This window comes from Nonomuraea sp. NPDC052265 (assembly GCF_044547985.1).
Taxonomy (GTDB): Bacteria; Actinomycetota; Actinomycetes; order Streptosporangiales; family Streptosporangiaceae; genus Nonomuraea.
The window spans coordinates 316,703-328,998 of sequence record NZ_JBIUBJ010000002.1 but is presented as its reverse complement, the minus strand read 5'-3'; the positions used below and the strand labels follow the sequence as shown (position 1 = coordinate 328,998).

Sequence of the window (12,296 nt, the reverse complement as noted above, 5' to 3'; positions counted from 1 at the left end):
GCGTGCCGCCAAGGCCCCGGGGCGACCGGCGGCACTACCATCTCCGAGACGGGATTCGGTATCGGAACGGTAGGGCATGGACGATCACCAGCTGCCACCTGAGTTGTGCCAGCTGTTCGCCGACGGCGGCAGGGGGCGCAGACTGCCCCCGGGCCTGCCCGAGGGCGACGTGGTCTGGCCCGACCCGGCCTACACCCGGCAGGACGCGGCGGCCCGGCCGGCGTTCTGGATGAGCGACGAGCGCGCCGCGGGCGAGGACTGGTCGTTCATGCGGGTCTGGCATCCGCACAGCGGCCTGTGGCCGGTCCTGCTCGACGAGTCGGCCCAGCCGTGGGCGATCGGGCAGATCGTCCCCGACGACCCGCTGCTGATCGGCCACTTCACCGCCGAGGGGTTCATGACCGAGGTGTGGCAGGAGTGGGTGTCGCAGATGCCGCGCGACGCGCTGGCGGAATTAGAGCCGTACGGGGCGCTCTGCCCGGGGCTGGCGCCGCCGGGGGTGCCCCGCGCCGACCCCGGCGACGTGGCCGACTGGCTGGCCCGCGAGCTGGCGCCCAAGGGCATGCCGCTCGGGCTGGTCGCGGCCGGGCGGGGGGCCGACGCGCTGGCGGTCATGGGCTGGCAGGGCGCGCTGCACCACAACGAGTGGATGGTGCCGCTGGCGGCCGTGGTGCGGAGCTGGGAGGACCGGTTCGGTGCCCGCGTGGTGAGCGTCGGGTTCAACACGCTCGACCTGAGCGTGGCCGCGCCGCCCGCCGACCCCGAGCACGCCCTGCACGTCGCCGCCGAGCACTGGGCGTTCTGCCCCGACAACGTCGTGCAGGGGCCGGGCGACCTCCAGGGGTACGCCGACCAGATCATCGGGCAACACGCCTGGTCGTTCTGGTGGGACTGAATCCCCGGCTTTTACGCTACTTTTAACCGCGACAGGAGGGCTCGGTCACAGCATGTCACGGGGAGACCTGACTCCGGAGTTACTGCATTCCTCGTCCTGGACGGACCGGCTGGTGCAGTCGGCCGGCATCCCCGTCCACGACGTGCCGCTGGTGTCGGTGGGCGGCGGGCTGGGCTCGTTCACCATGGTCGACGTGCTGCGCATCCGGGGCGTGCCGATCCCCGCCATGCGCGTGCTCTCGACCAGCGACACGCCGTGGCAGACGTGGGAGTACCTGACCCGCGTCTCCCAGTTGCCCGCGCACGAGCGGATCCGCTCCGACGCCGGCGCGCGGCCCGACAACGTCTGGGGCTTCCCCTCGTACGCGGTGCAGGAGGCCTGGCAGGACGGCTCGCTCAAGCCGATCCTCCAGGTGCTCGCCGAGCCGCTGTTCACCGACTTCTACAGCCCGCGCGCCGGGCTGGTCACGCAGACCGTGCGGCGCGAGGCCGACCGCATCGGCTACTGGCACATGCTGGCCAAGGGCCAGGTGCGCATGGTCAGGAAGCGGCTGGGCGGCGGGTACTTCACCGTGCTCACGCCGCCGCCGGGCACCTCGCCGACCAAGCGGGTGGTGCTGCGCTCCCAGTACGTGCACCTGGCCGTCGGCTATCCGGGGCTGAAGTTCCTCGACGACCTCCAGGAGTTCCGGCAGGCGCAGGGCGAGCGTTACCGGGTGGTCAACGCGTACGAGCCGCACGAGCACGTCTACGACCAGTTGCGCAAGCGTCCCGGGGTGGTGGTCGTGCGCGGCGGCGGGATCGTGGCCTCGCGGGTCCTCCAGCGCCTGATGGACGACCGCGAGCGGTACGGCCTGCACACCCAGATCGTCCACCTGTTCCGCACGTACGTGGCCGGTCCGCACGGCCCGAGCGTGTTCATGCGGCGCAAGGGCGGCGACGGCTGGGCCTACCAGGCGTTCACCATGCCCAAGTCGGCCTTCGGCGGCCAGCTCAAGGCCCGTTTCAGGAAGGCCACGCCCGAGCAGCGGGCCGCGATCTCCAAGGCGCTGGCCGGCACCACCACCCCGAAGCTGGCCCGCTGGCAGGAGCAGATGCGCAGGGGCCGGCAGGGCAACTGGTACCACCCCACCCAGGCCGTGGTCGACCGCATCGAACGCGCCCCCGACGGCCGCCTGGTCACCCACACCCGCAGCGTGAACGCCGCCGCCATGCAGTACGTGTCCGACTTCATCATCGACTGCACCGGCCTGGAGGCCGACATGCCCGAGCACCGCGTGCTCGACGACCTGCTGCGGCACGGCGGTGCCCAGCCCAACAAGGCCGGCCAGCTGCGCGTCGGCCCGAACTTCGAGGTGCGCGGCGCCGAGAGCGAGGGCGGCGTCCTGTACGCCTCCGGCGCCGCCACGGCCGGCAACCACTTCCTGGCCGTGGACAGCTTCCTGGGCATGCAGACCGCCGCGCTCGACATCGCCGCCGACCTGACCAGGCGCGGGTTCTGCAAGGGGCTCGGGCCGATGAGGTCCACCGCCCAGTGGCTGCGGTGGGCGGCGAACAGGAGGCCGGCTTGATCCCGACGCTGGCCGGGCGGTTGCAGACCCGGCTGTTCACGCTGGCCACCGTGGGCGCGGCGCTGACCGCGCTGATCACCCTGGTGCTGCCGATGTCCTTCAAGGACGCCTATCTCGTGCTGCTGGCCGTCGCCGTCGCGGGCGTCGGCTGGGAGCTGCTGTACCACCTGCTCATGCAGTTCCGCTGGGACAAGGACTGGCCGACGCTGTTCGGGCTGGTCACGGCCGTGCCCGAGGGGCTGCTGACGTGGGTGCTGCTGGACGGCGGGCTCGTTCCCGGGGTCGCGGGCCCGGTCAGGGCGTGGGCGTTCGCGGTGATGTTCGCCTTCGTCTGGCTCGGCCAGTGGTTGTTCGTGAACGGGCCGATGCGGGTGTTGTTCGTCGAATGGCGGCTGCGCGGCGGCCGCCTGCTCTGAACACGGATCTGATCACGGAGGGGCAATGGGGGGCGTCGAGCTGGCTCGACCGCTGTACTTCTGGCTCGGTTTCCTGGCCACGGTGGCCGGGGTCGTGCTGCATCTGCCGATGTACCTGCACGGCGCCGACATGCACTACCGCCTGGCGGGCATGCCGATGGACCTGCCGATGGCGATCGGCATGGCGCTGATCGTGGCGGGGCTGGCGGTCACCGCGTACGGGCTGATCCCGCCCGGCGCGCTCACCGCCCGGCCCGCCGCCGAGGTACGGGTCCGCGCGCTGGACGACGCGCGCATGCGGCCGGCGCACATCGGGCTGATCGTGGTCATGTCGGTCGCGGTGATCATCGACGCCATGAAACCGATCACGCTCGGCTTCGTCGCGCCCGGCATGGCCAAGGAGTACGGGCTGAAGTCCGCGCTCAACCCGGCCGGCGAGCTGCCCGTGGCGCTGCTGCCGCTGGCGGGGCTCACCGGGACCGTGCTCGGCTCGCTGCTGTGGGGCTGGATGGGCGACAAGATCGGGCGCAAGCCGTCGATCCTGTTCGCCGGGGTGTTGTTCATCGGCACCGCGATCTGCGGCGTCATGCCGGACTTCGAATGGAACCTGGCCATGTGCGTGGCCATGGGGCTGGGCGCGGGCGGCATGTTGCCGATCACGTTCTCGCTGCTGGCCGAGACGATCCCGCCCCGGCACAAGGGCTGGGTGATGGTGCTCATCGGCGGCAACCTGGCCGTCGCCTACCTGGCGGCGAGCTGGCTGTCGGCATCGCTGGCGCCGACGTTCTCCTGGCGCGTCCTGTGGCTGGTCGGGCTGCCGACCGGGGTGTTCCTCATCCTGCTCAACCGGTTCATCCCCGAGTCGCCGCGCTTCCTGCTCGCGCACGGCCGCGACGCCGAGGCCCGCGCCGTCCTGGCCCGGTACGGCGCGTCCGCCACCCCCCAGGAGGCCGCCGAGGAGGCCGGCGCCGGCGTGGAGCGCGTCGAGGACGAGCACGCGGGCGGCTACTCGCGGCTGTTCCGCCGCCCGTTCACCGGGCTGACGGTGGCCGTGGTGGTCCTCGGGCTGAGCATCGGCCTGGTCACCTACGGCTTCCAGCTCTGGATCCCGTCCAACCTGCAGAAACTGGGCCTCGACCAGCAGACGGCCGACCGGGCGCTGCGCGACTCGACGCTGCTCGGGCTGCCGCTGATCTTCATCTCGGCCGCCATGTACGGCCTGTGGAGCGCGAAGAAGACGATCGTCACGCTGTCGGCGCTGGTCGGTGCGGCGCTGGCGGTGCTGGCCTTCTCCGGCGAGACCCTGGCGCACGACCGTACCTGGCTGTACCTGCTGCTGGCCGGGCCGATCGTGGGGACGGCGACGATCGCCGCGGTGCTGGCCGCCTACAGCTCGGAGATCTACCCGACCCGGGTGCGCTCGCGCGGCTCGGGGCTGTCGGCCGGGATGGGCAAGGCCGGCGGCGTGGCCGTGACCGCCGTGCTCGTGGCCGGGGCCGCGGCGCCGTCGATCGGCACGACCGCGCTGCTCGGGGCGGTCCCGCTCATCCTGGCGGTGGTGGCGGTGCTGGTGTTCGGGGTCGAGCCGCCGAAGGGCGCGGCCGGTGAACCGGCCACACCCGCCGCCGCCTCCACACGCGCCTGACACTCAAGGGACGCCCGCCACGACTTCCGTCAGGGCCCTGGCACTCAGGGGACGCGTGCCACGGCGCCGTACGTGCCCGACGAGCTCGGCTGGTCGGAGCAGGCGGCGCCGGGGCCGTCGGGCCGCCACTCCGGGACCCACACCAGCCCCGGATCGACCAGCACCAGACCGTCGAGCAGCGCCGCCACCTCCCGCCTGCCGCGGATCGCGTGGCCGGGCAGCGTCATCGCCAGCAGGTCGCGGATCGCCGGCAGCAGCTCGCCGGGCACGCCGTCGAACGTCGTCTGCAGGAGCGACAGGTAACTGCCGTCCGGCGCCGCCTGGCGGACCCGTTTGATCACGTAGTGGACGTACTCGTCGTCGGTCAGGCTGTGGGTGGACAGCAGCAGCACGGCCACGGGCCGGTCCCAGTCGAGGAAGCGCCGTACCACCCCGTCGTCGAGGATCGCGTCGATCTCGCGCACGTCGCCCTCGACCACGCGGACCAGGTCGGTGACCGGCTCGATGGTGGCCCGCGCGAGGGCCAGCACCATCGGGTCGTTCTCCACGTAGACCACCCGGGCGGGCGCGCCGCCGGGGCCGCCCGCGGCCACGTCGTGCAACCGCCGGCCCGCGGGAAGGCCGCTGGGCACGCCACTTCCCACGATGACGAACTGGTCCACGCCTTCCGCCGCCACATGACGGACCACGCGCGTAAGGAATTGCAGCACGGCCCGCGCGGCGGTGGTCGTCACGGAGGCTGCCTGGTCATATCGGCGCACCAGATCGCGGTCGGCCGAGAAGTTGTTCTTCCCGCCCGCGGCCGCGTCGAGCACACGGGTTGTCCTCGCTCGGGTCATCTCCAGCTTCGCCAGGTTTCGGATGGCACGCTGACGCATTGAGTGTTGCCCCTTTCCCCTCGCCCACTATCTCGGGAAAAGCTGATCCTTTCGGACCCCACTCGATGACCCAGACCATATGATCCTCGTTACGCACAGGAAGACAACAGGAAAAGCATGAATTCTGCGGAAATATGCCTTACCTGAATGGCGCGCCTACGAAGAGATCATTTTCCGATCGAGCGCGACAGGCGTTCGCGGTGGAGCTCCAGCACCTCGTACGTCTCCTCGCGGGTGGTGGTCGTCACCGACAACTTCGTGAACGCCTGGTGGTAGGTCTCGACCGCGGCGACGTCGGTGATCAGCTCGTCGGACTCGATGCCGTGGGCGCAGGCGACGTCCGGCTCGAACGCCTCGGCGAAGCGCCACAGCGTGAACGGGCCGGTGCGCGGCACGTACGCGGGGTCGTCGATCGGCACGACGTGCAGCGAGACGTTGGGCCGCTTGGCGTGGTCGAGCAGCAGGTCGAGCTGGCGGAGCTGGGCGTGCGGGCCGACGATCGAGCGCAGCAGCGCGGCCTCGTCGATCACCGCCCACAACACCGTGTCACCGGCCCCGGCCAGCACCTCCTGGCGGGCCATGACCAGCGCCAGGGCCTCCTCCACCGACGACTGCCCGAGCGTGGCCGGCCCGGCCACGGTGAGCGCGGCCCGCGCGTAGTCCTCGGTCTGCAACATCGGCGGGACGAACTGCGGCTGGTACGTGCGGATCACCGTGGCCCGCTGCTCCAGCGCGTACGCGGTGGCCAGCCAGACGGGCACCGACTGGGCGTCGTACCAGGCGGCCTCGCGCTCGCCCCTGGCCAGGGAGAGCACGTACTCGCGGACGGGCGGGGCGGTCACGCCGTAGAGGCCGAGCAGGCGCTCGACGGTGATCGGCGTGGGCGCGAGGCGGCCCTCCTCGATGGCGGGGATCGCGGCGGCGCCCCTGCCGAGCGCGATCTCGACCTGCTCGACCGAGAGCTGCACACCCATGCGCAGGCCGTGGAGCCGCTTGCCGAGCGCGCGGCGCTGGGAGTCATTGAGCGGCGTGGCGGCGTCGGGGATCTCGGGGGCCGGCTCCGGCTCGCCGGGCAGCCCTTCGGCCCGGCGAGCGAGCTCGACCACGCCGCGCAGGACGGCCAGCGACCCCTCGGACAACCCTGAGGCCGACAGGCCGATCGCGGCCGCCCGCAGTTGCAGGTCCTCGACCGCGCCGGACTCGTAGTGCTCGTCGCCGACCAGCCAGCCCACGCTCACCTGGAGGCAGGAGGCCAGCGCCCGGAGCACCTGGAGGGTCGGATTGGTCTGCTTGCCGGTGCGGAGCTGGCTGACGTAGGCACGCGTGATGGGTATGCCCGCCTCGGTGAGGGCGGAGGCGACCTGGGCGCCTGTGAAGCCGCGCTTGGTCAGCGCGAGATCGAGCCGTTCGGCGAAGTTCGCCACGGCACACCTCCTACCGCCCGTGAACTTTTCCCAGCCTAAGGTACGAGACCCCTACTGTCCCCTGCCACGCGGGCCAGCTCTGCCCGGCGGGTAGGTATCAACTTATTCGCAAAGTGTGAGTTGACATAGCCCCTCTTTCCAGCACAGTATCGGAGCGCGTGGTAACTGTGGCTTAACAGCCCGGACGATTCGCGAGAGTCTCCGGGGAGGAGGTGGCCGGACGTGACCATGGACTCCCTCGGCGGCTCGCGCTTCCTGGAAGATCCGGTCTCCCGGGGGCAGGAGCAGGTGGTCCGGCGCATCTGCGCGCGGATCGCCGGCCCGCTGACCGGCCGCGACGTCCATGTCGCCGAGCTGCCGCTCGGCGGGGTCGAGATCTGGCTGGACAGCCCGCGCCACCTCTGGCGTCTCCATCACCGCATGGCCCGCGAGCTGCGGCTGGCCGGCTGGCACACCGAGCCGGGCCCCGACCGGCTGCTGCTGCTCGGCTGGAGCCCGGTGTGCCTGGGCCACCGCGCCAGGATGCTGGGCGCGGCCCTGACCGGCCGGCTGGCCCACTTCGACCGCACGTCGTTCGCGGCCGTCATGATCGCCACCCGGCTGCGGCACGAGGGGCTGCCCGCCGCCGAGCTGCCCGCCGCCGTGGTCGACCGTTGCCGCGACGCGCTGCGCTGGCCCGCCCGGCTGGCCGACCTCGACGGCCTCGAACGCAGGTCGTCGCTGGAACCGATCAGGCTCAGGCTGGCCCAGGTGGCCGGGCTGGAGTCGAAGGTGAGCCGGCGCTGCGCCGAGCACCTCGCGCTGGCCTCCAGGGTCGCGCGCACGGTGGCCGGCGACGCGCCGCCCGTCCGCTCGCGCGCCTCCGGGCCGCGCGCGGGGCTGACCGAGCGCATGGTCTGCGTCAGCGTGCCCAACAGGGCCGCCGCCGCGCCGGCCGCGCTCGACCCGGAGACGGCGCGATGACGCCGATCCCCCTCGCCCGACGCCGGGCCTCGCCGCCCACCGGCCCGTCCGCATCGCGTGCGGCCACGGTGGCGGCCCTCCTGCGGCCGGCTCCGGCGCTACCCCATCCCTCCGGCACCGTGCGTCACGTGTCCGACAAAGTCGGCACGGTGCTGACGGCCGGCGCGGTAGCGGCTGGCGTGCTGGCCAACTCAAGGGGTAGTGCCTGGGGCCGGCTTTCCTCGCGGCCGTCCGCCCGTGACCGGGCGGCGGCCTCCGCGATCGGGGAGGCGGGCCCGCCCGGCTCCCCGGTCGCCACCACCGGCACGGCGGCCACGCCGGGCGCGACGATCGGCGTGACGGGCGCCACGGCTCTGATCGACCGCCCCCTCAGGGGGCCGGCGTCCGTGCGGGCCCCCGTGCCGGTGGCCATGACGTCCGCGGGCCGCGCCCGGCCCGCCTCACCCAGATCCGCGACCGACAGGAGTGATCATGCTCACCGACGAGGTGTCCAGGCGGCAGCCGCACGAGGTGCACGCCAGGGGCGCGCGGCCCCTGCCCGCGGAGCCCAGGGGCGAGGGCCGGGACGAGCCGGCGCGGGCCGAGGCCCCGGCGCGCACCGTCCACCGGCTGCGCCGGATCCGGCAGGTGTCCGTCCAGGCGATCGGCGAGATCGACCAGGCACTGGCCTGACCGTCATGCGGACGGTCCTCGACCCGGAAGGTGTCAGATGAGCCGCGGCAGGGTGGGCGTGATCGTCGCCCCCGCCAATCCCTCGGCGGAGCCCGAGCTGACCCGCCTGCTCGGCTCGCGCGCCGACATGCACGTCACCCGCTTCCCCGTGCACCGGGGCGTGTCGCTCGCCGAACGGCTGGAGAGCTACAACGCGGCCCTGCCCGGCATGGTCTGCGCGTTCGACGGCCTGCCGCTCGACGCCCTGGTCATGGCCTGCAGCGAGGCGCGCTACCTGCTGGGCCCCGACGAGGACGGCGACCAGTGCGCCCGGCTGTCGGCCTCGACCGGCGTGCCGTTCGCCTCCTCCACGCAGGCGACCAGGGAGGCGGTCGAGCACGTCGGCGCGAGCGACATCGTGCTGGTCTCGCCGTACCAGCCGTGGCTGACCGAGCTGGCCGAGCGCTTCTGGAAGACGGCGGGGCTCAACGTCACGCAGGTCGTCCAGGTGCGGGCGGCCAAGGGCGGCTACTCCTCCTACGCGGTCACCCCGGCCGAGCTGATCACCCAGGTCGAGCGGGCCGAGGTGCCGGGCGACGCGGTGCTGCTGTTCACCGGCACCGGCATGGCCACGCTGCCCGTGCTCGGGCCGCTCAGCGCCGGCAACGACCGCACACTGCTCACGTCCAACCTCTGCACCGCCTGGTGGGCCCTGTCGCGGGCCATCGGCGAGCACGTCACGCTCAGCCGGGTGCCCTACCGCCGCCACATGGCGGAACAGGGGAGGCGCCCCGCATGAACGGCGTCATCGTGGTCGGGGCCGGCCCGGCGGGGCTGACCGCGGCGCTCTCGCTGGCCAGGGCCGGGATCCCGGTCACCGTCCTGGAGCGGGAGAACGAGCTCGCCGTGCAGGCGCGGGCCTGCACCTTCCACCCGGCCACGCTCGACCTGCTCGACGAGCTGGGCGTGGCCTCGCAACTCGTCGCCAAGGGCCGCGTGGTCGACCGGGTGCAGTGGCGCGACCGGTCGGGGATCGTCCTGGCCGAGATGGGCATGAACCGGCTCAACGGGCTGACCAAGCACCCGTTCAGGATCCACGCCGACCAGGCCGCGCTCACCCCGCTGCTGCTCGCGGCCCTCAACGCCTACCCCGACGTCGACGTGCGCTTCGGCACCCGCGTCGACGGGGTCTCCGAGGGGGGCACCGGCATCCGGGTCCGCGTCGGCCACACCTGGACGCGGGCCCGTTACATGATCGCCGCCGACGGCGGCCACAGCACGGTACGCGGCTCGCTCGGGCTGCCCTTCCCCAGGTCGGCCTACCCGACGCAGGCGCTGCGGGTGTTCACCGACTCGCCGCTCGACCGGCTGCTGCCGAGCCTGGCGCCGCTCACCTACGTCCGCGACGTGCAGCAGTCGTGCACGCTGCTCGCGCTGCCCGACCACTGGCGGATCATCTTCAGGATCCCCTGCGACGCCACCGAGCCGCTGTCGTCGCCCAACGTCTCGATGCTGGTCCGCCGCGCCCTGCCGGGGGCGAGCGGGCCCATCCACGTGACCGGGGCCGACCGGTTCGGGCTGTCCAGGGGCGTGCTGACCTCCTACCGCTGCGGGCGGGTGCTGTTCGTCGGCGACGCCGCCCACTTGACCTCCACGGTCGGCGGCCTCAACATGAACGCCGGCATCCACGACGCCGTCGAGGTCGGCCAGGTGATCGCGGCCGTGCTCGGCGGTTTCGCGCCGCCCACCGCGCTGGAGGCGTGGGCGTGGCGGCGGCGGGCCGTGCTGCTGCAACGGGTGATCCCGCGCGGCGAGGCGCGGCTGGCCGGCGTGCGCGAGCGCGACAGCGCCCGGCTGGCCGCGGCGATGGCCGGGCTGCGGGCCATCGCCGGTGATCCGGAGGCCACGCGGGCCTATCTCGCGCAGGCCTCGCTGCTCGACACCGTTCCCGGCTCCGCCGGCGGAGCCCGGCCCGTCTGAGACACCGCTGAGGAGGTGTGACACCGCATGTGGCGAACGCTCTCGGACGAAGCGCGCCAGGCCATCCGCGAGCTGTGCGACACGCACGGCTCCCGCCTCTACGACTACTGCCGCACCGAGCTGGCCGCGGGCGACGCCGAGCAGGCGGTCGCGGGCGCGCTGGTGTCCGCCCACCTCTACGCGGACCGGATGCCCGACCCCGCCCTGCACCGGCCCTGGCTCTACGCCCTGGCCCGCGCGCATCGCGCGTTCGTGGCCAAGCCGGCCAGCATCGGCTCGTGGTCGCGTCCCGGGCGGATGTCGGAGCTGCTGCCCGAGGCGTTGCTCTCCCTCGACCGTCCGCTGCGCGAGCTGCTCGACCTGTCGCTGCGCCACGGCCTGTCCGACGCCGAGCTGGCCACCGTCTTCGGTCTGGGCCAGGACGAGGTCAGGGGCGTCGTGACACGGGCGGCCGACGGGCTGGAGGGCTGGTTCGCCGCGATCATCGCCGCACGCGGCCGTACGGGATGTCCTGATCTGACCACGCGGGTGGCGGCCTGGGTGACCTCGCCGGGCCGCCGGGCCCGCGCCCGGATCAGCCGTCACATCCGGGGCTGCGCCGCCTGCCGGGCCGCGCCCAGGACCATGTCGGCCGCCACGCTGCTGCGCCGGCTGCCGATCGCGGCGCTGCCCGGCACACTGCCCACCCGGCTCGCCTCGGCGCAGCCGCTGCCCGGAGACGCACCTTTCTGGCGGGCGGACGGCTTCCCCGTGCAGGCACGCACCCTGGTGGAGCCCCTCGCGGCTCCACCGGGCGTGGAGGCAACGCCGATGCCCCCGGTCGCCGACCCCACGACGGCGACACCGGGAAAGCCCTGGTCGGCGGCGGGCGCGGCCGCCGCCGACCAGGAGCCCCCGGGGCGGGCGGCGCGCGGGCGGCACCCGTTCACGCCGACGAGCCGCACCCGGCCCTTCCGCGGCGGCTCCCAGGGCGACAAGCTCGTGTACGGCGACCGCGCCGAAGGCGGCCTCAGCGGCACCGTGGTCAACGGCACGACCAACGGCACCTCCAACGGAAGCGCTGTCGGCGGCGCGGACGCCGGTGGCGGTGACGGCGCCGCCGCCCCGTCCGGCGCGATGATCATCCGGTACGGCGGCATCGGCTGGAACGGCGAGCCCGGCGGCCTCGACCGGCTCGACGGCGAGGCGCCCTGGCAGGAGTTCTGGCGGGAGCAGCCCGCCGAGCCCGAGCAGGAGGCCGAGGCCCCGATCCGCACGGTGGCCAGGCTCGGCCTGCTCCTGGGCGTCGGGCTGCTGGTGGTGGGCCTGGTCTGGGCGGTGCTCAACGCCCGCGCGCACCCGGCGACGACGGTCACCAGGGCGGCGGCGCAGTCGAGCGTCCCGGCCGGGACGCCCACGCGCTGGACGGCCGCGGTCGGCCCGGCCGCCGGCTCCGGCCTGTCGTCCCTGGACAGGAAGGCCGAGCTGCCGAGGCCGGCCCCGCCCACGGCCCGGCTGTCGCCCCGGTCGGCGTGGCTGGGGTCCGGGCGCACCGGGGCGTTCTCCCTGGCGTGCACCGGGACCTGCCGGGTCGTCTCGGCCACCGGCACGCGCGGCATCGTCGTGGACGGCACGACGTTCCGCGTCAAGGACCCGCGCTCGCGGCCCGGCTGCCCGGGAGGGCCCGACGTGCGGCGCGGCCGGATCACCATCGTCTGGACGGGCCGCGCAACCGGCGACGGCCTGCGCACCGGCGGCACGGCGACCGCCGGCGGCACGCTCACCCTGAAGGTGGGCTGGACGATCGCCAGGGACAAGGGCGTGCGGCGGCTCGACGCCGAGCGCGGCGTCCACTGGAGCAACTGCGGATGAGGCCCCGGACCCGCCGGGGCCTC

At 73.6% G+C, this 12,296-nt stretch carries 11 protein-coding genes; 9 read left to right on the top strand and 2 right to left on the bottom strand.

Annotation, left to right across the window (positions count from 1 at the left end; genetic code table 11):
* The first annotated feature begins 76 nt into the window (after window positions 1-76).
* The 4 genes from ACIHAD_RS06640 to ACIHAD_RS06625 are packed head-to-tail and all read left to right on the top strand — an operon-like array spanning window position 77 to window position 4,526.
* The gene (locus ACIHAD_RS06640; protein WP_397353346.1) at window positions 77-895 is read left to right on the top strand and encodes a DUF4253 domain-containing protein; all 819 of its coding nucleotides are present in this window, start codon (window positions 77-79) and stop codon (window positions 893-895) included.
* Between the two features lie 52 nt (window positions 896-947).
* Window positions 948-2,465 (top strand): hypothetical protein, encoded by a 1,518-nt coding sequence (locus tag ACIHAD_RS06635; RefSeq protein ID WP_397353345.1) that lies wholly within the window; start codon window positions 948-950, stop codon window positions 2,463-2,465.
* On the top strand, window positions 2,462-2,881 hold the full coding sequence (locus tag ACIHAD_RS06630) for a hypothetical protein (RefSeq protein ID WP_397353344.1): 420 nt from the start codon (window positions 2,462-2,464) through the stop codon (window positions 2,879-2,881). The genes ACIHAD_RS06635 and ACIHAD_RS06630 overlap by 4 nt, the downstream gene beginning before the upstream one ends.
* A 25-nt stretch (window positions 2,882-2,906) precedes the next feature.
* Entirely contained in the window at window positions 2,907-4,526 is a 1,620-nt protein-coding gene (locus ACIHAD_RS06625; RefSeq protein ID WP_397353343.1) for an MFS transporter, read from the top strand.
* Window positions 4,527-4,570: 44 nt separating this feature from the next.
* On the opposite strand, the gene ACIHAD_RS06620 is transcribed toward ACIHAD_RS06625, so the two are convergent.
* Window positions 4,571-5,365 (bottom strand): SAM-dependent methyltransferase, encoded by a 795-nt coding sequence (locus tag ACIHAD_RS06620; RefSeq protein ID WP_397353342.1) that lies wholly within the window; start codon window positions 5,363-5,365, stop codon window positions 4,571-4,573.
* 206 nt (window positions 5,366-5,571) lie between these two features.
* Entirely contained in the window at window positions 5,572-6,828 is a 1,257-nt protein-coding gene (locus tag ACIHAD_RS06615; protein WP_397353341.1) for a Scr1 family TA system antitoxin-like transcriptional regulator, read from the bottom strand.
* A gap of 222 nt (window positions 6,829-7,050) precedes the next feature.
* On the opposite strand from ACIHAD_RS06615, the gene ACIHAD_RS06610 reads away from it, so the two are divergent.
* From ACIHAD_RS06610 to ACIHAD_RS06590, 5 genes are all read left to right on the top strand, one after another.
* Window positions 7,051-7,791 carry a hypothetical protein gene (locus ACIHAD_RS06610; protein WP_397353340.1) on the top strand — a complete coding sequence of 247 codons (741 nt, stop codon included), beginning with the start codon at window positions 7,051-7,053 and terminating at the stop codon, window positions 7,789-7,791.
* Window positions 7,792-8,262: 471 nt separating this feature from the next.
* On the top strand, window positions 8,263-8,463 hold the full coding sequence (locus ACIHAD_RS06605; protein ID WP_397353339.1) for a hypothetical protein: 201 nt from the start codon (window positions 8,263-8,265) through the stop codon (window positions 8,461-8,463).
* Between the two features lie 37 nt (window positions 8,464-8,500).
* Window positions 8,501-9,241: a hypothetical protein gene (locus ACIHAD_RS06600; protein ID WP_397353338.1), complete on the top strand. Its 741-nt coding sequence runs from the start codon at window positions 8,501-8,503 to the stop codon at window positions 9,239-9,241.
* Complete coding sequence (locus tag ACIHAD_RS06595) at window positions 9,238-10,422, top strand: FAD-dependent oxidoreductase (protein ID WP_397353337.1); 1,185 nt, start codon at window positions 9,238-9,240, stop codon at window positions 10,420-10,422. Before ACIHAD_RS06600 ends, ACIHAD_RS06595 begins: the two co-directional genes overlap by 4 nt.
* A gap of 27 nt (window positions 10,423-10,449) precedes the next feature.
* Window positions 10,450-12,273 (top strand): RNA polymerase sigma factor, encoded by a 1,824-nt coding sequence (locus ACIHAD_RS06590; RefSeq protein ID WP_397353336.1) that lies wholly within the window; start codon window positions 10,450-10,452, stop codon window positions 12,271-12,273.
* Window positions 12,274-12,296 lie beyond the last annotated feature (23 nt).

What these genes read in the sequence shown, in the direction of transcription:
- ACIHAD_RS06640 (WP_397353346.1), top strand. Translation starts at nt 77, where the DNA reads ATGGACGATCACCAGCTGCCACCTGAGTTGTGCCAGCTGTTCGCCGAC.
- ACIHAD_RS06635 (WP_397353345.1), top strand. Translation starts at nt 948, where the DNA reads ATGTCACGGGGAGACCTGACTCCGGAGTTACTGCATTCCTCGTCCTGG.
- ACIHAD_RS06625 (WP_397353343.1), top strand. Translation starts at nt 2,907, where the DNA reads ATGGGGGGCGTCGAGCTGGCTCGACCGCTGTACTTCTGGCTCGGTTTC.
- ACIHAD_RS06620 (WP_397353342.1), bottom strand. Translation starts at nt 5,365, where the DNA reads ATGACCCGAGCGAGGACAACCCGTGTGCTCGACGCGGCCGCGGGCGGG.
- ACIHAD_RS06605 (WP_397353339.1), top strand. Translation starts at nt 8,263, where the DNA reads ATGCTCACCGACGAGGTGTCCAGGCGGCAGCCGCACGAGGTGCACGCC.
- ACIHAD_RS06600 (WP_397353338.1), top strand. Translation starts at nt 8,501, where the DNA reads ATGAGCCGCGGCAGGGTGGGCGTGATCGTCGCCCCCGCCAATCCCTCG.
- ACIHAD_RS06595 (WP_397353337.1), top strand. Translation starts at nt 9,238, where the DNA reads ATGAACGGCGTCATCGTGGTCGGGGCCGGCCCGGCGGGGCTGACCGCG.
- ACIHAD_RS06590 (WP_397353336.1), top strand. Translation starts at nt 10,450, where the DNA reads ATGTGGCGAACGCTCTCGGACGAAGCGCGCCAGGCCATCCGCGAGCTG.